This window comes from Pseudomonas sp. 6D_7.1_Bac1, from assembly GCF_025465945.1.
In the GTDB taxonomy this organism is placed as follows: Bacteria; Pseudomonadota; Gammaproteobacteria; order Pseudomonadales; family Pseudomonadaceae; genus Aquipseudomonas.
The window spans coordinates 187,622-204,877 of record NZ_JANLNW010000072.1; the positions used below are offsets into that span (position 1 = coordinate 187,622).

Below are 17,256 nucleotides of genomic sequence, written 5' to 3' on the forward strand. Positions count from 1 at the left end.
TTAACGATACTGCAAAAACACCGACTGATGATGGAGCTTGATGTCATGACCGCCGCTTGCCTGATGACCACCTATCAACCCCTGGCCTTGAGCTTTACCAAAGGGCTGGGCACACGCCTGTGGGATCAGGCCGGTCGTGAATACCTGGATGCGGTGGCGGGCGTGGCCGTGACCAACGTCGGCCATTCGCACCCGCGGGTGGTCAGCGCCATCAGTGAACAGGCCGGATTGCTGCTGCACACGTCCAACCTGTACAGCATCGACTGGCAGCAACGGCTGGCGGAAAAACTCACACAGCTGTCCGGTCTTGATCGGGTGTTCTTCAACAACTCCGGCGCCGAAGCCAATGAAACCGCGCTGAAGCTGGCGCGACTGTACGGCTGGCACAAAGGTGTCGAACAGCCGTTGGTGGTGGTGATGGAAAACGCCTTTCATGGACGGACCCTTGGCACCTTGTCGGCCAGCGATGGCCCTGCGGTGCGTTTGGGATTCCACGAGTTGCCCGGGAATTTTCTTAAAGTGCCGTTCGGTGACCTCGCCGCACTGGATCAGGCCTATCAGATTCACGGCCAACGCATTGTGGCGATTTTGATGGAGCCGATTCAGGGCGAAAGCGGTGTGCAACTCGCGCCGCCCGGTTATCTGAAAGCCCTGCGCGAACTGTGCAACCGGCGCAATTGGCTGTTGATGCTCGACGAAATTCAGACCGGCATCGGCCGCACCGGGCAATGGTTCGCCTTTCAGCACGAAGGCATCGTGCCGGACGTCATGACGTTGGCCAAAGGCCTGGGCAACGGTGTCCCGATCGGCGCCTGCCTGGCGCGAGGCAAAGCCGCCGAACTCTTCACCCCGGGCAGCCACGGCAGCACCTTTGGCGGCAACCCGCTGGCGTGCCGGGTGGGTTGCACGGTGCTGGAGATCATCGAAGAGCAAGGCTTGCTCCAGAACGCGAAACGCCAGGGCGAACGCTTGCTCGCACGCTTGCACGCCGAACTGGATGGCGACCCGCAGGTGCTGGCGATCCGTGGCCAGGGCTTGATGATCGGCATCGAGCTGTCCCAACCCATTCGCGACCTGACCCTTATCGCCGCGCGGGATCACGGGCTGCTGATCAACGTGACACGGGGCAAGACCATTCGCTTGCTGCCACCGCTGACCATCGATGAGCGAGAGGTGGAGATGATTGTGCGCGGGGTAGGGCGGGTGGTGAGGGGCGCTGAAAACTGATTGATCCCCACCCCTCCCGTAGCAGCTGCCGAGCCTGCGAGGCTGCGTTCGGTCTGGGCCGCACTCGGACGAAGCGGTCGTCAAATCAGGCAGCGCGTTCTATCAGGCAATCCGCATGCACAGGGTTTGCGAGGACTGCGTCCTCGAACGCAGCCTCGCAGGCTCGGCAGCTGCTACGGGGGCTAAACCGAAGGGATGTGTAGATACTTTTGCCGCTCGGGAATGGGGTAGTCGTTGGTTATGCGTTTTACCTGGGCTTTGGAGCTGCCGAAGGCTGCGACGTTTTCGCGGTATGGGTATTCGGCAGGAGGATTGAGAGCGAAGTGAGAACGTGATGGTAGCCGGTGCTCAGTAGTGGTATCTGCACATCACGATCTGTAGTTCGTCACCTTCTACTGTATAGACCAGACGATGTTCGGCAGTGATCCTGCGGGACCAAAAGCCGCTAAGGTTATGTTTGAGTGGCTCTGGTTTTCCGGGTCCTGCGAAAGGGTCCCGCAATGTTGCCTTGATCAGTAAATTGATCCGTTTGAGCCCGGCTTTATCGTTCTGCTGAAACCAGAGGTAGTCGTCCCAGCCTTCGGGGGTGAACAGAATGTTCATTCTTCAATGAGCTGCCTTGGCTTGGTTTTCCCCGCGCGCAGGCTGTTGATCGACTTGATCAGACGCTCGGCGTTGGCCGGAGTACGGAGCAAGTAGGCGGTTTCTTCGAGGGCGTTGTACTCGGCAAGGGAAATCATCACTACCGGCTCACCTTTCTGCCGGGTTACCAGCAGTGGGGCGCGGTCTTCATTGACCCGATCCATGGTTTCGGAGAGATGTGCCCGGGCATTGGTGTAGTTGATTGTTTGCATGAAGTTGTCCTCGCTTGATGCGAAACCGTACAGAAATGAGTACATGTTGGCAAGGTGATACCTACGAGTGGTCGTTGCAAACGGAAGTGGCCCAAAAAGCAGTCTCGATCAGGCGCTAGGTATAGCTCCGTTGTCTTCAAGACGTTTCCTTGAAAAGTGTAGGTTCGATCCGAGTCAAAACAGCCTGATTTACTCCTGGAACTTACGCTTATTCCTCAGGTGCAGGACCACCGCCACAATCGCAACCACCACCACAACACCCAGGGCAATGGGCAGCCGGTAAGGCTTGAGGTTACCGAACAATCGCTGAAGCGCTTCGCCAGCCCAATAACCACCGGTGACGAACAGCGTGGCCCAGACCATTGCGCCGAACATGTTCAACAGTGAAAACCGCAGTGGCGACAGGCCACTGGCACCGATCACCATAGGACCTACCAACCGCATGCCGTACAAAAAGCGCACCGAAAAAACCGACGTCGACGGGTAACGATCGATTAGTCCGGAGACTCGCTTGATCTGCGCTTGATGGCGTTTGAGGCGAGGCAAGAGTCGCGGGCCGAAATAACGACCGCTCCAGAACAGCAACTGATCCCCCAACATTCCGCCTGCGCTGGCCCAGGCAATCACCGGCCAGAGCTTCAGTAAATGCTGATGCGCCGCCATGCCACCCAATATCAGGATGGTTTCGCCTTCCATGACACAGCCAAGGAAAACCGCCCAATAGCCGTAGGTCGCGAGGAAGTGGTTGAGGTCTATGTGCGCGAACATGGGCTATCGACGACCTTTTGAACGTTGTGGGCGCTTGGCGGATGTGGACCGTTATCGTGTGGCTTCGTTGCGTCCGGTGTTGTGGATCATGTGGTGGGGGCATTACAGAGCGGACGCTCCCCCAGATACTCAACCAACCGTAGCAGATAGCCGTCCGGGTCCTGCACCAATAGCTCAAGTTGGCCAACTTCTACCGTGCCGGATCGATACCAGGCATCGGCAAACGGGCGAAACAACGGCCACTCGGCAGCAGCCAGCCGCTGGAGAATCGGCTCGACACTGTCGACCGTCATCTGAAAGTTGATGCCGCGCCCAAAAGGCGCTTCCAGTGGGCCGGTCACCCATTGCCCTTCGAGAGGGTCGTACTGCTCCAGCATGACTTGCACGCCGTCGAAGTCGAGGTAGGCAAATCCTTCTTCCGGGCGGTCGTAGGCCACCTGGAATCCAATTAATGTGGTCCAGAAATCCAGACTTTTCCTGATGTCGCCGACCATCAGTTCGGGGACCATCCTGTTCCTTGAAAACATACCTCTCCCTGGTGAGCGTCCAGCCCAATCAATGTGAGCTGAGGATACCGTCTTGATCGTTCCCGCGCTCTGCATGAGAACGATCAATCGGCAAGATGTCTGAAGCGTCCCCACCTTGCACCAACGTTTGCGCCTCACCATTCTCAATCACCCAGCGCAGCATGTCGCTCACCGGCACGCGGTGGCTGCGTTCGACCCATTGCAGGCCGTCGGGGCTGTAGTGTTCGGTGTAGCGGGTGAGGATCACCTCGCGCTGGTCACTCGACAGCCGCAGGCTGACTTCGCGGCAGTGCAGGCCAGCGTCTGCGCGTTTCACCACGCGTTGTTGCAGGATCAGGGACTGGCGTTCAGAGGTCATCGGTCGGGGCTTCCTGGCAGCGGTTCTTCTGGGGGGCGGTGGCGCCTTGTTTGCCTTCCAGCACGAAGTTGGCGCGATGCTCGGCGGCGAGGTCGCGCAGGGCGCTGTAGTAATCCGGCATGTGTTGCAGGCTGTCGGTGAGCGGCAGCAAGGTCGCACGCTTATCGATTACGCCGCCCACCAGGTTGACGGTGGTGAGGGTCTGGACGGTGTCGCTGTTGTTGCCGAAGGGGTTGAAGGCAAAGCTGAGCACCTGCCCGGCGGCATCACGGCTGTTGGCGGTGCCGAGCAGCGGCATTTCAACGACAGGACCGTTGCCGATGCCCCACACGCCGAAGGTCTGGCCGAAGTCGGCGGTGTGGCGCGGGATGCCCAGCGGGTCGGAGACGTCGATCAGGCCGAGCAAGCCGACGGTGGTGTTGACCGTGAAGCGCCCCAGGGTATTGACCGAGCGTTGCGGGTTGCCCTGCAGCAGGTCGTTGATAAAGACCTTGGGCTCGCCGAAGTTGGTCGTGAAGTTATGCACACCCTTTTGAAAAAACTCGGGCATGTGGCGATAGCCGCGGGCGACGGGGGCCAGGGCATATTTGTCGACGGTCTGGTTGAAGGCGAAGATGCCACGGTTGACCCGCTCGGCCGGGTCGTACAACGGGTAGCTGACTTTCGCGCAGGTGACACTGCTCTCGTCCGGCGTGCGGCTGGTGCATCCGGCGAGGTAAGTCAGGGTCAGCAGCAGCGCGGTGTGGCGAACCAGCGCGGTGGAACGCGTGAGCGAAGGCATGGGTAAACAGTCTCCGGAGAAAAGGTGCCGGATGCTGACATTCGGGCCTTGCACAAAGATGTCTGCTTTTTTACCGCGCTGACGCTTTGTTACCCGATTGAAATATATGACGGGCTGCGCCGAATGGTTTTAGATACGGGTTCTTTCAGACCTTAAGTGATGCCGCTGGTGAGCAGTCTTTTGATCGTGGACGACGACCTTGAGGTCCTCGCGCTGCTGAAGAAGTTTTTTATGCAACAAGGCTATGCGGTGGAGGTTGCCACCGATGGCGTCTCGATGTGGGCGGCGATTGAGCGCCAGGCACCGGACCTGATCATTCTCGACTTGATGATGCCGGGCGAGAACGGGCTGACGCTGTGCCAGCGCCTGCGTCAGCAATACCCGACGCCGGTGATAATGCTGACGGCCATGGGTGAGTTGAGTGATCGGGTGGTGGGGCTGGAGATGGGCGCCGACGATTACCTGAGCAAGCCGTTCGACGCCCGGGAGCTGCTGGCTCGGGTGCGCGCGGTATTGCGTCGGGCCGGAGAAAGCCGACCGCTGACCGGCCAGGCGCCCCGCCCGCTGATCACATTCGCCGACTGGCAACTGGACCTCACCCGCCGGGAGCTGCGCTCACCGGATCAGGTGATGATTCCGCTGTCGGCCGGCGAGTTCGACTTGCTGCTGGTGTTTGTCGAACATCCGCAGCGCATTCTCACCCGGGAGTTGCTGCTGGACCTGGCGCGGGGCCGCACGCACGAGGCGTTTGATCGCAGCATTGACGTTCAGGTCAGCCGCTTGCGACGCAAGCTGGAGTACGACACCAAGCGCCCCGAGATGATTCGCACGGTGCGCAACGGCGGTTACCTGTTCACCCCCAGCGTGACCCGCCAGTGAAAGGGTTCATGGCCGGTTTGCGTCGGCGTCTGCGCCCGCGTGACACGGTGACCCGCTGGATCGCCCTGACCACCATCGTCGCGATGCTGACTTCGCTGGGCTTCTATGCACTGTTCACCCAGCTGGCGGGTGTCTGGGCCTATCCGCCGCTGACCGAGACTGGTTTGCTGGAGAAGATCGCGTCCCTGAGCCGGGTGATTGAAGCCTCACAAGCCCCACAGCGCCAACATTTGGCCGTCGCGGCCAGCGACAGCACCTTGGACATCAGTTGGCACGCCAGCTATGAAGAGCTGAACTTGCCGACGACCCCCGACGCCATCAGCCGCACGGCCACACCGCTGGCTCAACGCCTGTTCAACACACCCGAGCGCCGGGTCGAAGCCTATCAGCCCAGCGATTGGCCAGACGAAAGTGGGCATTACGCGCTGGCGATGCAACTGGCGGACGGCTCTTGGCTGATGTTCAGCATGCCCTCGCGCAGTTGGGGGCTGGGGCTTTGGCAACGCAACCTGCTCGTGATCGTGTTGGTGCTGCTGTCGACCGGCATCGTCGCGCTGATCGCCACCCGCCGACTGGCCAGACCCCTGGAGCAATTCGCCCAGGGTGCACGACGCTTTGGCGTCGACTTCCGGGCACCGCCCATCGAGCCGGTCGGGCCCCATGAAATTCGTCAGGCAATCCTGGCGTTCAATGCCACGCAGGCCCAGTTGCAGCACTTCATCAAGGACCGCACGCAGATGCTCGCGGCCATCTCCCACGACCTGCGCACCCCCCTGACCCGAATGCGCCTGCGCGGTGAGTTCATCGAAGACTCAGAGCAGCAACAGCGGCTGTTTCGCGACGTCGACGAAATGCAGGCAATGATCAACTCCGGTCTGGAATTCTTCCGCGACGATGCCCGCCTGGAACAGGCGACCCAGTTCGATCTGGCGGAACTGCTGCAAACCCTGATCGACGACTACCGCGACCAGTCCATCTACATCGCTTTCAGCGGTCCACCCCGACTGGTCTACTTCGGCCGGCCGCTGGGGCTCAAACGGGTGATCACTAACTTGCTGGACAACGCGATCAAGTACGCCAGCGAACCGGCGATTGAACTGCGGCAGGATGATGAACAGGTGATCGTTCGTGTACTTGATCGTGGCCCCGGGATTCCTGCTGATAGTTATGAACAGGTGTTTGCGCCGTTCTTTCGGTTGGAAGGGTCGCGGAACAAGAGCACGGGTGGGGTTGGATTGGGGTTGTCGGCGGCACGGGCGATTGTGTTGGAACATGGGGGGACGTTGACGGTGCGCAATCGCACGGTTGGAGGATTGGAGGCGCGGGTGGTGTTGCCGGTGCAGGAGGGGTAGGCGGGGAAAGCACAAATCCTACTATGCATGGGCATTCACTTACGTTCCCCCGGCGCCGAATGGCAGAGGACATGTAGCCAAGGCCACAGAAAAGTTATTTCTAGAACAGCGCACTAGAATGTTTGGTAATAAGCTCCAAAAGAAAAAGCCTTATGACCTGATTTTTTCGAGCCTGTCCTGCATGATGGCGCGACTTATGCAATATGAAGCCCAACGAGTCTGGAACACCTTACATTGAGCGGTTACCTGATTTTTATCAGATAAAAACAAATGTCATAACCCCTTCAAGCAAGGCTCAGGGCATCGCATGTGCTCTTGAAAAGCGAATTTTTTTAAGACGACCTTCTTCCCAACCCTGAAATCTTGATCTACAGTTAGTTACCGCCACGGATGGTAAAAAGGACAAGGATGACCTATTTCAAGAAAATCCATTATCCCGCTGCCCCGCAAATAGCATGGGACAGTATCGATAAAATAGCTCAGACTCCCCAATTGGCTATCGGTCTATGCACACCGATTGAGCTGCTCTTTTCTCCGATCCCTTCAATGAATGGCTCAGGAGAAAAATCTCTCCGCTTTTCTAAAAAACATACGTATCCAGCTCCGCGTCTCCTCCGTTCTCTGCTGCTTATTGAAAAGCCTGCGGAACAAACACTCGAACAACTGATACCCCATACTGCTATCAAAAATAAACATCAGAAAAGAACCTGTAAAATCCTCGATCCCGGCAGTCCTGAATACACTCGATAAAGCGTTATTCAATACTTAATTGTATGGGGCGCTGTGCCCATGAGTAAAAACAGCGAGCATCTAAACGAGCCGATAGTCCGCAGATAGAACCGTGGGGGAAAGTCTATGTTTGTTAGCATTGAATCTAGAACAAGTAGAACTTTACTGAAGTCAATCTGCTACGGTTTACCCTTCGATGCAACCGGACTGCACAGTGATACGAAAGCTGTAACAGATCGCCTGGACGAGCTAAGGCATCGATATACCAGTTTGCGCATCTCGTCCGGAAACTCTGCATCACCGGTCAGTAACTATTTATTTTATTTGATGCTTAAAGAGAAGTACTCGGGCTTTCATTTCGAGTTGAGAAAACCAGAGAGGCGAGTCGTCACCAACCTGCATCTATTCAAAGTGAAAGGACGTATTCCTTCGTTGGCCGCCTTGCTGCTATCGGACTCGCTTGCCATAAAAACAGATATTGAAAACAAATATGAGCGAGTCAGAAACTTGAATAAATATACCAATGAAATAGCTTCACTCATCTCCGGATCAGGCGTCATGCCGCCTACCGAACGCTCTATGCAAGGGCTGGTTAACACCTTGGAGCTGTGCAAAAAAGAAAACACTGAACTGGTCTTTATCAGCGCTATCTGCCCGGACTATTCTTACACTCGCGACGCAGATGGCAAGCCACAATATACATTCCACAGTGTTGGCGACAACACGGGACTGGCGGGCGACAAACTGATCAAAGCAGCGAGCGCAATCAAAACGTTTGGAGCAGACGTAGGCGTCCAGGTCAGCCATGGGTTGTTCGGAGGGGAGTTTGAGTATGTTTCATTTTACAAGAGTGACTACTCACCGTCGCAAAGAGCAGAGTTCCTGAACAAGGTCGATACACAACTTCATACCATCGGCGGCAAGCTGGAAGCGCCGTTCAGCGTCGAGTCATTTTTTGAGCTGTGCGGTGGCGAAGAAGGTTGGAACGATCAGCACCAACAAATAAAGCAACGTATAAAGTCCGGCGACATGGGTTTGACCGGTCTGGATAAATACGCATTTCTGGAGGTGTATGAATCCAGAAAGGCCCTGTACGCAAAATGGTTTCCCAGCAGTGAGGAAGAGATAGTCTGGAATAATTTCATCTCCCAGGCGGCCGAATATGCCCTGATGGGTAAGCTTTTCAACGAACATTACAAGCACCACGTAGTGCTTGCGGTCGACCATTACAAGATGGAACCGTTCTACTCGTACTTTGGATCGTCAAGCGTATTGTATGTAAAAACCGATTATCTTTGACTACCAGTTGAGTAATGCAATGAATCGAGAATATAGCACGCGGTATACAAAGTACGGCCATGGCATAGACGTAAGGAAAACCTACGAAGGACTTCCTCTACAAGCATTCTGGACTTGGGTAACGGGGAAGTCGTTAAATACCAAGCCGCCGAAGTCACCCAGAGAAACGCTGCTAAGCGTATGGCAGTTGGCACTGCAAATAAGCTGGGGGTATGGCGTCTTCTTTGCCGCCGTTATCTTTGGTCAATGGCTAATAGACTCGGACCTTTCGTGGCCGATAAAGGTTTTGCTGTCGATCCCGATATTTTGCATGGTCGTTAACCGATCAAGAGGATTGCTTCACACCAGCCATTACACGATCCATGGGGCAACATTGGCCAGTAAAAATCAGGCCAGGTTTTTCTACAAATGGATTCTTTCCATCCCGGTGTTACACACCCCTTGGGAAAACTACATGAAGCTTCACGTCAGTGAGCATCATGGCATCAATACCTTCAGCACAGAACGTGATGTTGACCTGGTTTACATGACCCAGCACGGGTTTTACAAAGGGATGAAAGAGAAGGAGTTCTGGACAAAATTGCTGCTGGCGCCCTTTCATCCATTGAGAATCTACGAACATCTCAATTTCCGTTTTAGAATAAATTTCGTGGATTGTGAGCCTCACGAAAAAATCAGCCGACTGGCTTACTGGGCGGTGCTGCTGGCGGTTGTTTATGCAACCGGTTATATGGAAAGTTTCCTGATTTTCTACGTGTGTTCAATTCTGCTGGTTACACAGTTTTCGTCCTGGGTACAACACATCACTGAACACCTGTGGTTTTCCACAAACAGTGAAGGCTTACCCAAATACTTGTATTACGGGTCACTGTCGTGGGGCCGGTTTTTTGGGCGCCCCTATCCCAAGGATAAAAAAGGGCTTTCTTTCGTCGTCGGCTTCATTAGATGGCTGTCGGGAACCCTGTTCATTGATATTCCCCTGCGACTGTTCGCTTATATGCAAGATTTGCCTAGCCATGACTTCCATCACCGGGCGCCTGGTGTGAATTTCTGGAGCATCGCCCCGGAACGCGCAGCCAATGAAGCTCTGCCGTCAAGGTTTGGCCCGATGACAGAAACATGGAGCATGAAGGAAAGCCTGCTGATAGTCAGGGACCATTTGTGCCGGGATGAAAGTGATCCTTTCAAAATACGGCAATGGTACAAGGAGAACAGCAGTGTTTATGAATCGACCAGCCACAAAAAAAGCAGCGTGAAATCAGAGCAAAAAATCCAGGACATAACGGAGTATTCACTGTGAGCTCGACAAACAAAAATATTGCGCACGACCTTAAAAAAAATGGTGTTGCTTATATTCAGCCAGGCAACCTGTTTTATACCGATGAAGACTGGCAGCAGATCAACGCGATCATCAATCATCAGGATTTGCCTTGGGAAAAAATCCTGATCGGGGACGCTGATGAGAGAAATGATCTGCTGGTCGCGCGCTTCATGACGGATATTGATATCCCACGGTACGTGAATACCCCACTTTCGACCCAACTCAAGGGCGTGGTTTGCAACGAAGCCATCTGGAACTTTTTTTCCGAACTTCTCGATGGTGAAGACTTCTACTTGCGCAGAATGCAAGTCAACAAAATGAGAGAAGACTCCTTCATTGGCCGGCATTTGGACATCGACAGCAACCCAGACTATCTGTATTCGGTCGTTCTGCAGTTGGGTCAAAATTTTTCCGGTGGAGAGTTCACTGTTTACAATAGCTCTGGGGTTGTTTCGGATAAAATCCAGCCTGCGTTGGGCTCGGTGATCATCAGTGACTGCACCTTTGCACACGAAGTGAATACGGTCCTTCAAGGTGACCGGATTTCCCTGGTGTTTTTTGTGAGCAAACATGCTGACAAAAATAGACGAGTGCGCGCAAAAACCGCAGAACACGCTTAAGTACTGAATGCTCGAGACCATTAAACGGCGAGGAAGAGTCTGCAAGAAATCGGCTCGGGCATGCCCCAAAAAATGTAGATGCAAGTCACCTGTTTCAGCGCGGACATTATTGCCAGCCTTAAAGACAAGGCGTAGCATGACCACAGAGAATTTCATAAAAACTTGGCAAAACAATAAAAATATGGATTTTTAAAATGACCAAGAAAATCGCTCGACTTGAAGTCGAGGCACATTTTAAATGCTGCCATCATCCGGCTTGGTTTCGTTCCTGAGTAAGGGAATGAACTGACCGAAACGTCAAGCAAACCTAAATTTTCTCTGGACTAAAATATGCACTTAACCTTCGATTTGCTTTGCGCGTTCGCCCTCTTTGCTTTTGTTTCATCAATCACCCCCGGTCCAAATAACACCATGTTGTTGGCATCCGGTGTGAACTTTGGATTCATCCGCACTATTCCACATGCACTGGGTATCAGTGGCGGATTCATGATTATGGTATTGGCGGTAGGGTTTGGCATGGGTCAGATTTTTACCGCTTTTCCAATGGCTTACACCGTACTGCGCTATGCAGGAGCGGCGTATCTGCTCTATCTTGCATGGAAAATTGCAACCTCTGGACCGCTCTCGAAACCTGGGACAGCCAATGCCGAACCCTTGGGTTTTCTGGGTGCCGCAGCATTCCAGTGGGTAAATCCAAAGTCGTGGGTTATGGCGATTGGGGCCATCAGCACCTATACCCCTTCCGAAGGCTACTTCTATAACGTAGTGGTCATCGCATTGGTTTTTGCCATCATCAACATACCGTGCGTATTTTCCTGGGCCAGTTTTGGCAGTGCACTTCGTAACGTGCTTAAAAGCCCGAGAAATCTTGTGATCTTCAATATCACTATGGCCGGACTTCTGGTCATTTCCCTCTATCCGCTGTTGCTCAGCACCAGCTAGTTTCTGAGTTATAACAGCCGGCAACAATCACGAGCGCTGAATAGAGTAACGTAGATAGCAGGGGCAATATGGCTAGCCAGAAAATCGATTTTGATAATCTCGGTTTTAATTATATAAAAACAGACTATCGATATTTGTCCTATTGGAAGGAGGGCGACTGGGATGACGGAGCATTGGTTACCGACAACCAGCTTCACATCAGTGAAGGGTCAACCGCCCTGCATTATGGTCAGCAATGTTTTGAAGGGCTCAAGGCCTATCGCTGTAAAGACGGCTCTATAAACATCTTCAGGCCTGATCAAAATGCGCTGCGAATGCAGCACAGTTGCTCAAGACTGTTAATGCCATTAGTTCCCGTAGAGGTGTTCGTTGAAGCCTGCAGGAAGGTCGTGCTGGCCAATGAGCACTTCATCCCGCCTTACGGTTCAGGAGGTGCATTGTACTTACGCCCGTTTCTGATTGGTGTTGGCCATAATATTGGAGTCAAAACGGCGGCGGAGTTCCTGTTTTCTATCTATTGCGTTCCCGTGGGCGACTATTTCAAGGGGGGCTTAACGCCTCATCAGTTTCTGGTATCCGACTATGATCGTGCGGCCCCCAATGGGACTGGCGCTACCAAGACCGGCGGCAACTATGCTGCAAGCCTGGTGCCCAGTGCAGAAGCCAAGCAACGGCAGTTCACCGACTGCATATACCTGGATCCGCTGACTCACTCAAAAATTGAAGAGGTGGGTTCCGCGAATTTTTTCGCGATTACCGAAAAAAATGAATTCATCACCCCCGCCTCTTCATCGGTTCTGCCCGGGATCACTCTGTCCTCCCTCAAGGATATTGCTCAGTCCAGCCTGGGCATGGAGGTCATCGAAGGCGATATTTTTATCGATGACCTGGGTAAGTACAAAGAAGCAGGCGCCTGCGGCACGGCGGCGGTGATCACGCCTATTGGCTGTATTGAATACCAGGATAACTTTCACATCTTTCACAGCCTGAAGAGTGTAGGGCCTGTTACGCAACGGCTGTATCGCGAACTGACGGGCATCCAGTCGGGTGATATCAAGGCACCGGGCGAGTGGATCGTCAAAGTGTGATCTGTCCCGTAATTCAAAACTTTACTGGGCATAGCTCGCCGGATCAAAAACCTTGGGGTCAATCTCGGCCATGGATTTGAGCGAAACCGGCTCCAGAATTACCACATACGGCTCGTCGGGATTGATACCCATTGGCTTGTTTCGCGAGTAGAGCACGACGGGTTTGCCCTCGGCGTCGCTCACTGGCGTTTCACTGCCATCGACGCACAGCGCCTGCAGGTCATTCGGGCTGATGATGGGGTCGGTAGTCGGCAAGCAGCGCAGGCTGACACCATTGATGGTGAGTGGGGTCGAGTAGTTGGACAAGTCATCGCGGCGCAGTTTGGCTACGCCGGTGGCCAGATCTTCATGGACCTGCCATTGACCGTCCATATCGCGGGTGACAGAGGTCATTTTGTCGCCATTGACAATAGTAATATCGACCTGTTGATTGGGCTCGATTCGATATTCGCAACCGTCTTGCGGCGTCATCCGGTCCACCACTTCCGAGTACGGATGTTCAACCTTGCGCAGATAGTGACTGGCATCAGCGATCACGGTGATGCGCTCAGTCAGGAAGTCGGCCGGGGTCGGCGGGAAGGGCTTGACCGGCAGGTCCATCAGTTTTGCCGTGTTCGCACACATCTCGTAAGCGCTGTTGCGGATAAGGGCATGCATGCCGTCCAGGGGCTCCGGCCGCTCCACCTGCACCAGTTCCCGTGCACCCCCATCACCCGCAACGGCCAATGCGCTATTGCCCAAGCCGATGACACACATCATCGCCAGAAGAATTTTGCAGTGCGCCCGCGCGCTCGCAGCAACCGATTCCATGGAGGCTTCCTTTTTGATCTTTTTGTGAGGTCCGAGAGTGTTTAGCCATCGCCGTTAGCGCGGCGTGCTGAGCTTAGTGAGGTTTTCAGGCGTGGACAACTGTGTACGGAGGCGTGCGCGCGATGGCCGAACGCATCCAACCAAGGGCTTTGGCGTAGTAAACTCCGTTGATTGATGGCAGTAACAGAACGTGTATTTTCGCGTCCGCGAAAACAGGGAGCGATTATGTTAGTGAATCTGAATCGGGTGACCGCCTCCTGCCTGAACCCAGCGCATGAGTCCCACGCTGAGGGCTGTGAAAAACCGTTTCACAGGGTCGAGGCCGGCCAGTGAACCAGCAGATGCTCGAATCCGGCCCGCAGGGAGCCAAGGTGCTGTCGGTCTTTGACTTTGACGGGACCCTGACTCGGCACGACAGCTTTGTTCCATTCCTGAGGTTTGCTTTTGGGAGGCGAGCGTTCAGCCGGAGAATGCTAAGACTGGCGGTGCCCAGCCTGCGATTCCTCACACGTCGGCTCAGCCGTGATGAACTCAAGGCTCAACTGATCAGCACATTCCTGACAGGGGTGGAAAAGGAATGGGTCCAGCAGAAAGCCGAGGCGTTCAGTCAGGTGATTTGGACCAGGCTGATGCGACCCGCAGGTTTACGATCAGTCGCGACCGAAGTCGAGTCCGGGGCGGTGGTAACGCTCTGTTCTGCTTCTCCAGCCCTGGTGCTGCAACCGTTCGCCGATCGCCTCGGCATCAAGCTGATTGGTACCGAGCTTGAGGTCATCGACGGATTGCTGACCGGACAAATCACCGGCAACAATTGTCGGTGCGAGAATAAAGTGCTTCGCCTTGAAGCTGTCTATGGTCCTCTGAGTCAGTACCGACTCAGAGCTTGGGGCGATACCCGGGGCGATCGAGAACTGCTGGCCGCCGCGCAAGACTCCCATTGGCGGCAGTTTCATCCGGCATGGCGCCGTGGACAGCAGTACCGATGAGTGTTCGTCAGCGGGTTTATTCATGGGCATGGTGGTTGAGGGAACCCTCAGGGACAGGCCACGTTTACTCATACCCATAATCGTGGTCTGTCTCGTCATTTTCCCGTTAATTACCGCACGGTTCATCAACGACAAACCCCGCCGAAGCGGGGTTTGTTTATTTGAGAGACATCAACCGCACTTATGCAGTGACGTTGATGGTCACGCCGATGGCCTGCCCGCTGCTGTTCACAGTAGGAGAAGGCGTGGTGGAGGCGGTTGTGTTGCTGCTGGCAGTGCTGCTTTGTGCCGCGCGGTGGTGATGGTGCTTGTGGGGGGCCGCGGTGTTGCTGGCGGTTGTGCTGGAAGTCGGCGATTGCGCGGTTGTCTGGCTCGACGTAGTCGCGGCCTGAGTCGGCGTAGTAGTGGTAGTGGTTGGAATCGAAGCTGAAATTGCACCAATAGACATCGTTACCTCCTGGATACTTGGAGAACCTGCGCGAGTTGCAACCAGGCAACGAGGAGCGCAGGTAATCTTTTTGTTTTTGAATTATTCGACCGTTCAGATGGGCCTACTGCGGGGGCAATCCCGAAGTCGAGCAAAGGTTAACACCGCCGCATTGCCTGATTTGTGGGCGTAATGTCGGAGCCGTGTATTGTTTCGTATACACCGTTCAGCGTGTGTGGTCTTCCCGTATTTCTGCTCAGCTTTTGCTTTGAGCTGAGTTATTAAAAGCCCCGTAAACCTCGGGGCTAATCCCAAATTCCAGTCAGCACGCACAACCCCTGTGGGAGCGAGCCTGCTCGCGAAAGCGCCAGATCAGCCAACATCAATGCTGAATGTACTGCCGTCATCGCAAGCAGTTCGCTCCCCCAGGTTTCATTCCTTACCGACTGGCATCAGAACCACAATTTTCCTGCTACTACCCTTCAGACTTCGCCGCCACCCGCTTAGGTGTCGGTGCAGGAGTACGGTCACGCGTAAGCACCTTCACCGCATCATCAACCACCGCCTTACTCATCGCCGTCAAATAATGCGCGGCCCAGGCGTGGCGGTCGGTGTCTTTGGCGTAGGCAGCATCTTCGGTAAGCGCCTTGGCGAGAAACAGAAAATCAGAAGCCATGGCTAACGCATCACCGAGGGGCACGTTGCGGGTGACATGGAACAGGGCTTGATCCAGGGTTGTCACCGCAGAGGCGTAAGCGCATCAGACGGTCCCTCCGACGCTGCGGTTAGGTGTCCACAGGATGGTGGCGCCGTTTAGCTCGGCTTCTATCGCGGTCTTGGTGGCGTTCCACTTGGCCTGCACCGTGCGCACGGTGTCATCCCCTGACGGGCCGGTATGGATGCCGTAAATCTGTAGCACGCCCTCAACATCGCGACGGAACTGAAAGCGCACGCGGGTCGGAGCTCGGGTCATACTGCGTAGCTGATCGTCGGTATAGAGTGTGCCGTCGCCCATTTTGGTCGGGAGCATGCCCAGCACAAACACGCCGGCCGGATTTCCGCGCAATGCCCAGGTGAATCCCTTTTGCATGATGCCGCCACCGGCTATGCGCCCCAGTACCGTGTCGAAGCCTAGAGCGAGTCCGGCAGCTTGTGCCGCCGACGGGACAAGCATTGACCCAGCCAGCATGACCTTACCAAAGTCTGAGGCAGGCATGGTGTTGCTACCGGCGTGAGTGCTCCCCCAGTTTTCAGGAGTGCAGCACTTGGCAAAGACTGGGTCTGAACGCTCCTTGGGAATTGGCCATTCATCTTTGGGGATGTATTCCCGCTTGGCTCAGGGGGCGGATTCCAGGCGGCCCACGAGGCGCCACCGTTCGGACGTTTCCGGCTCCAAATGTCGTCGAAAGGATTTTTTTCTGCTTGTCCTTATGCATGACAATCCCTGTGTGACTTCGTCTCGAGACGGGAGATTGTCGATCAGTTCGCTTCCCAGTCAATTTGACTCGGTAACCTAAAGTTTCAGACTCTGGATAAAACGTTATCTGTCCCGTGTTTCTCCCCGTCCTAGGACATTTCCCGCAAACCGTAGCGCCTTCCATGAACTGGCGGCTGCTCTTCTTCAGGGATAGCCTTCAGGTGTCGCTGCGCATCAGCGATCGGCTTTGACAGGCTGAAAAATGCAAGCTTTCACTCCTCTTGATAAAACGGCATGCTTTCCCGCGTGCAGTTTCTTTCTGGCGGCTGTGCGTGGGGCATCTTCGGATGCACCGGGTGCTTGCGTTCCTGGTCTGTCAACCCGCGTACAGTTGCCACCCAATCCTGTTTGACAGCAGGAGCTGGCAGCTTCGTTAACCAACGCAAGGAGTTCTGCCATGAAGAAAATTACTCCCAATCCGCCCGAAGTCCCGACGTCGTCTACCTCTGATCCCGTAGATCCCATCCCGCTCAGCGAAACCGCCCAACGCGCCGTCAGTGCCCGTTTGCGTAATCCCAGTCACCCTGATCCCGTCAGCCATGTATTCACCATTGTCCCCGACATAGACACGCCAACCTTGCTGGTCCACGCCAGCGAAACCCTCGCCTCTATCAACGCCATGACCACCGACCTGGCGTTCGAACTCGAAGGTTCGCGGCGCAATGTGGCACTGGCGATGCAACAGTTGACCGTGCTGGCCGAGTTGCTGGTAAACCGAGCACTGGACCACCTCGACCAGCCCGATGGCGCAGGTGAGAGTCAACCCGCCGTCCACCACTGAGTGGCCGCGCTCGTTTACCCAATGGAGGTT

Annotated in this window: 21 protein-coding genes; 11 read left to right on the forward strand and 10 right to left on the reverse strand. The window is 55.0% G+C overall.

Annotation, left to right across the window (positions count from 1 at the left end):
- Positions 1 to 45: 45 nt before the first annotated feature.
- Complete coding sequence (locus NTD87_RS20475) at positions 46 to 1,227, forward strand: aspartate aminotransferase family protein (RefSeq protein ID WP_262116000.1); 1,182 nt, start codon at positions 46 to 48, stop codon at positions 1,225 to 1,227.
- Positions 1,228 to 1,575: 348 nt separating this feature from the next.
- Here the strand turns inward: NTD87_RS20475 and NTD87_RS20480 are convergent, their stop codons facing one another.
- The 6 genes from NTD87_RS20480 to NTD87_RS20505 form a co-directional block, all read right to left on the reverse strand.
- A complete protein-coding gene (locus NTD87_RS20480) occupies positions 1,576 to 1,830 on the reverse strand; it encodes a Txe/YoeB family addiction module toxin (protein WP_262116001.1) in 255 nt (84 codons plus the stop codon).
- A complete protein-coding gene (locus tag NTD87_RS20485) occupies positions 1,827 to 2,081 on the reverse strand; it encodes a type II toxin-antitoxin system prevent-host-death family antitoxin (protein ID WP_262116002.1) in 255 nt (84 codons plus the stop codon). The genes NTD87_RS20480 and NTD87_RS20485 overlap by 4 nt, the downstream gene beginning before the upstream one ends.
- Before the next feature lie 189 nt (positions 2,082 to 2,270).
- Positions 2,271 to 2,849: a DedA family protein gene (locus NTD87_RS20490; RefSeq protein ID WP_262116003.1), complete on the reverse strand. Its 579-nt coding sequence runs from the start codon at positions 2,847 to 2,849 to the stop codon at positions 2,271 to 2,273.
- Positions 2,850 to 2,935: 86 nt separating this feature from the next.
- Positions 2,936 to 3,376, reverse strand: a complete 441-nt coding sequence (locus NTD87_RS20495) for a bleomycin resistance protein (RefSeq protein ID WP_262116004.1) — start codon at positions 3,374 to 3,376, stop codon at positions 2,936 to 2,938.
- Positions 3,377 to 3,404: 28 nt separating this feature from the next.
- The gene (locus NTD87_RS20500; RefSeq protein WP_262116005.1) at positions 3,405 to 3,734 is read right to left on the reverse strand and encodes a hypothetical protein; all 330 of its coding nucleotides are present in this window, start codon (positions 3,732 to 3,734) and stop codon (positions 3,405 to 3,407) included.
- Complete coding sequence (locus NTD87_RS20505; protein WP_262116006.1) at positions 3,724 to 4,515, reverse strand: VacJ family lipoprotein; 792 nt, start codon at positions 4,513 to 4,515, stop codon at positions 3,724 to 3,726. The genes NTD87_RS20500 and NTD87_RS20505 overlap by 11 nt, the downstream gene beginning before the upstream one ends.
- 168 nt (positions 4,516 to 4,683) lie before the next feature.
- Between NTD87_RS20505 and NTD87_RS20510 the strand changes: the two genes are divergently transcribed.
- The 8 genes from NTD87_RS20510 (at position 4,684) to NTD87_RS20545 (ending at position 12,745) form a co-directional block, all read left to right on the forward strand.
- The gene (locus NTD87_RS20510) at positions 4,684 to 5,394 is read left to right on the forward strand and encodes a response regulator (protein WP_315975332.1); all 711 of its coding nucleotides are present in this window, start codon (positions 4,684 to 4,686) and stop codon (positions 5,392 to 5,394) included.
- A gap of 8 nt (positions 5,395 to 5,402) precedes the next feature.
- On the forward strand, positions 5,403 to 6,746 hold the full coding sequence (locus tag NTD87_RS20515) for an ATP-binding protein (protein ID WP_262116008.1): 1,344 nt from the start codon (positions 5,403 to 5,405) through the stop codon (positions 6,744 to 6,746).
- A gap of 408 nt (positions 6,747 to 7,154) precedes the next feature.
- Positions 7,155 to 7,496, forward strand: a complete 342-nt coding sequence (locus NTD87_RS20520) for a hypothetical protein (protein WP_262116009.1) — start codon at positions 7,155 to 7,157, stop codon at positions 7,494 to 7,496.
- 105 nt (positions 7,497 to 7,601) lie between these two features.
- Complete coding sequence (locus NTD87_RS20525; RefSeq protein WP_262116010.1) at positions 7,602 to 8,774, forward strand: hypothetical protein; 1,173 nt, start codon at positions 7,602 to 7,604, stop codon at positions 8,772 to 8,774.
- Positions 8,775 to 8,793: 19 nt separating this feature from the next.
- Positions 8,794 to 10,074, forward strand: coding sequence for a hypothetical protein (locus NTD87_RS20530; RefSeq protein ID WP_262116011.1), 1,281 nt, complete (start codon positions 8,794 to 8,796; stop codon positions 10,072 to 10,074).
- A complete protein-coding gene (locus NTD87_RS20535; protein ID WP_262116012.1) occupies positions 10,071 to 10,715 on the forward strand; it encodes a 2OG-Fe(II) oxygenase in 645 nt (214 codons plus the stop codon). The genes NTD87_RS20530 and NTD87_RS20535 overlap by 4 nt, the downstream gene beginning before the upstream one ends.
- 330 nt (positions 10,716 to 11,045) lie before the next feature.
- Positions 11,046 to 11,657, forward strand: coding sequence for a LysE family translocator (locus tag NTD87_RS20540; RefSeq protein ID WP_262116013.1), 612 nt, complete (start codon positions 11,046 to 11,048; stop codon positions 11,655 to 11,657).
- A 68-nt stretch (positions 11,658 to 11,725) separates the two neighbouring features.
- A complete protein-coding gene (locus NTD87_RS20545; protein WP_262116014.1) occupies positions 11,726 to 12,745 on the forward strand; it encodes a branched-chain amino acid aminotransferase in 1,020 nt (339 codons plus the stop codon).
- Between the two features lie 21 nt (positions 12,746 to 12,766).
- Here NTD87_RS20545 and NTD87_RS20550 read toward each other — a convergent pair whose 3' ends face one another.
- Complete coding sequence (locus NTD87_RS20550) at positions 12,767 to 13,555, reverse strand: hypothetical protein (protein ID WP_262116015.1); 789 nt, start codon at positions 13,553 to 13,555, stop codon at positions 12,767 to 12,769.
- A gap of 341 nt (positions 13,556 to 13,896) precedes the next feature.
- Here NTD87_RS20550 and NTD87_RS20555 point away from each other — a divergent pair, with 341 nt between their 5' ends.
- A complete protein-coding gene (locus NTD87_RS20555; protein ID WP_262116054.1) occupies positions 13,897 to 14,541 on the forward strand; it encodes an HAD family hydrolase in 645 nt (214 codons plus the stop codon).
- Between the two features lie 181 nt (positions 14,542 to 14,722).
- Here NTD87_RS20555 and NTD87_RS20560 read toward each other — a convergent pair whose 3' ends face one another.
- From NTD87_RS20560 to NTD87_RS20570, 3 genes are all read right to left on the reverse strand, one after another.
- Positions 14,723 to 14,989 (reverse strand): hypothetical protein, encoded by a 267-nt coding sequence (locus tag NTD87_RS20560; RefSeq protein WP_262116016.1) that lies wholly within the window; start codon positions 14,987 to 14,989, stop codon positions 14,723 to 14,725.
- A gap of 454 nt (positions 14,990 to 15,443) precedes the next feature.
- Positions 15,444 to 15,710, reverse strand: coding sequence for a DUF3077 domain-containing protein (locus NTD87_RS20565; RefSeq protein WP_262116017.1), 267 nt, complete (start codon positions 15,708 to 15,710; stop codon positions 15,444 to 15,446).
- Positions 15,711 to 15,728: 18 nt separating this feature from the next.
- Positions 15,729 to 16,142, reverse strand: coding sequence for an S-type pyocin domain-containing protein (locus tag NTD87_RS20570; protein ID WP_262116018.1), 414 nt, complete (start codon positions 16,140 to 16,142; stop codon positions 15,729 to 15,731).
- Positions 16,143 to 16,842: 700 nt separating this feature from the next.
- Here NTD87_RS20570 and NTD87_RS20575 point away from each other — a divergent pair.
- On the forward strand, positions 16,843 to 17,226 hold the full coding sequence (locus tag NTD87_RS20575; RefSeq protein WP_262116019.1) for a DUF6124 family protein: 384 nt from the start codon (positions 16,843 to 16,845) through the stop codon (positions 17,224 to 17,226).
- The last annotated feature ends 30 nt before the right edge of the window (positions 17,227 to 17,256 follow it).

Coding starts and splice junctions, on each gene's coding strand:
- NTD87_RS20475 (WP_262116000.1), top strand. CDS start 46: ATGACCGCCGCTTGCCTGATGACCACCTATCAACCCCTGGCCTTGAGC.
- NTD87_RS20480 (WP_262116001.1), bottom strand. CDS start 1,830: ATGAACATTCTGTTCACCCCCGAAGGCTGGGACGACTACCTCTGGTTT.
- NTD87_RS20485 (WP_262116002.1), bottom strand. CDS start 2,081: ATGCAAACAATCAACTACACCAATGCCCGGGCACATCTCTCCGAAACC.
- NTD87_RS20490 (WP_262116003.1), bottom strand. CDS start 2,849: ATGTTCGCGCACATAGACCTCAACCACTTCCTCGCGACCTACGGCTAT.
- NTD87_RS20495 (WP_262116004.1), bottom strand. CDS start 3,376: ATGTTTTCAAGGAACAGGATGGTCCCCGAACTGATGGTCGGCGACATC.
- NTD87_RS20500 (WP_262116005.1), bottom strand. CDS start 3,734: ATGACCTCTGAACGCCAGTCCCTGATCCTGCAACAACGCGTGGTGAAA.
- NTD87_RS20505 (WP_262116006.1), bottom strand. CDS start 4,515: ATGCCTTCGCTCACGCGTTCCACCGCGCTGGTTCGCCACACCGCGCTG.
- NTD87_RS20515 (WP_262116008.1), top strand. CDS start 5,403: ATGGCCGGTTTGCGTCGGCGTCTGCGCCCGCGTGACACGGTGACCCGC.
- NTD87_RS20520 (WP_262116009.1), top strand. CDS start 7,155: ATGACCTATTTCAAGAAAATCCATTATCCCGCTGCCCCGCAAATAGCA.
- NTD87_RS20525 (WP_262116010.1), top strand. CDS start 7,602: ATGTTTGTTAGCATTGAATCTAGAACAAGTAGAACTTTACTGAAGTCA.
- NTD87_RS20530 (WP_262116011.1), top strand. CDS start 8,794: ATGAATCGAGAATATAGCACGCGGTATACAAAGTACGGCCATGGCATA.
- NTD87_RS20540 (WP_262116013.1), top strand. CDS start 11,046: ATGCACTTAACCTTCGATTTGCTTTGCGCGTTCGCCCTCTTTGCTTTT.
- NTD87_RS20545 (WP_262116014.1), top strand. CDS start 11,726: ATGGCTAGCCAGAAAATCGATTTTGATAATCTCGGTTTTAATTATATA.
- NTD87_RS20550 (WP_262116015.1), bottom strand. CDS start 13,555: ATGGAATCGGTTGCTGCGAGCGCGCGGGCGCACTGCAAAATTCTTCTG.
- NTD87_RS20555 (WP_262116054.1), top strand. CDS start 13,897: ATGCTCGAATCCGGCCCGCAGGGAGCCAAGGTGCTGTCGGTCTTTGAC.
- NTD87_RS20560 (WP_262116016.1), bottom strand. CDS start 14,989: ATGTCTATTGGTGCAATTTCAGCTTCGATTCCAACCACTACCACTACT.
- NTD87_RS20570 (WP_262116018.1), bottom strand. CDS start 16,142: ATGCTTGTCCCGTCGGCGGCACAAGCTGCCGGACTCGCTCTAGGCTTC.
- NTD87_RS20575 (WP_262116019.1), top strand. CDS start 16,843: ATGAAGAAAATTACTCCCAATCCGCCCGAAGTCCCGACGTCGTCTACC.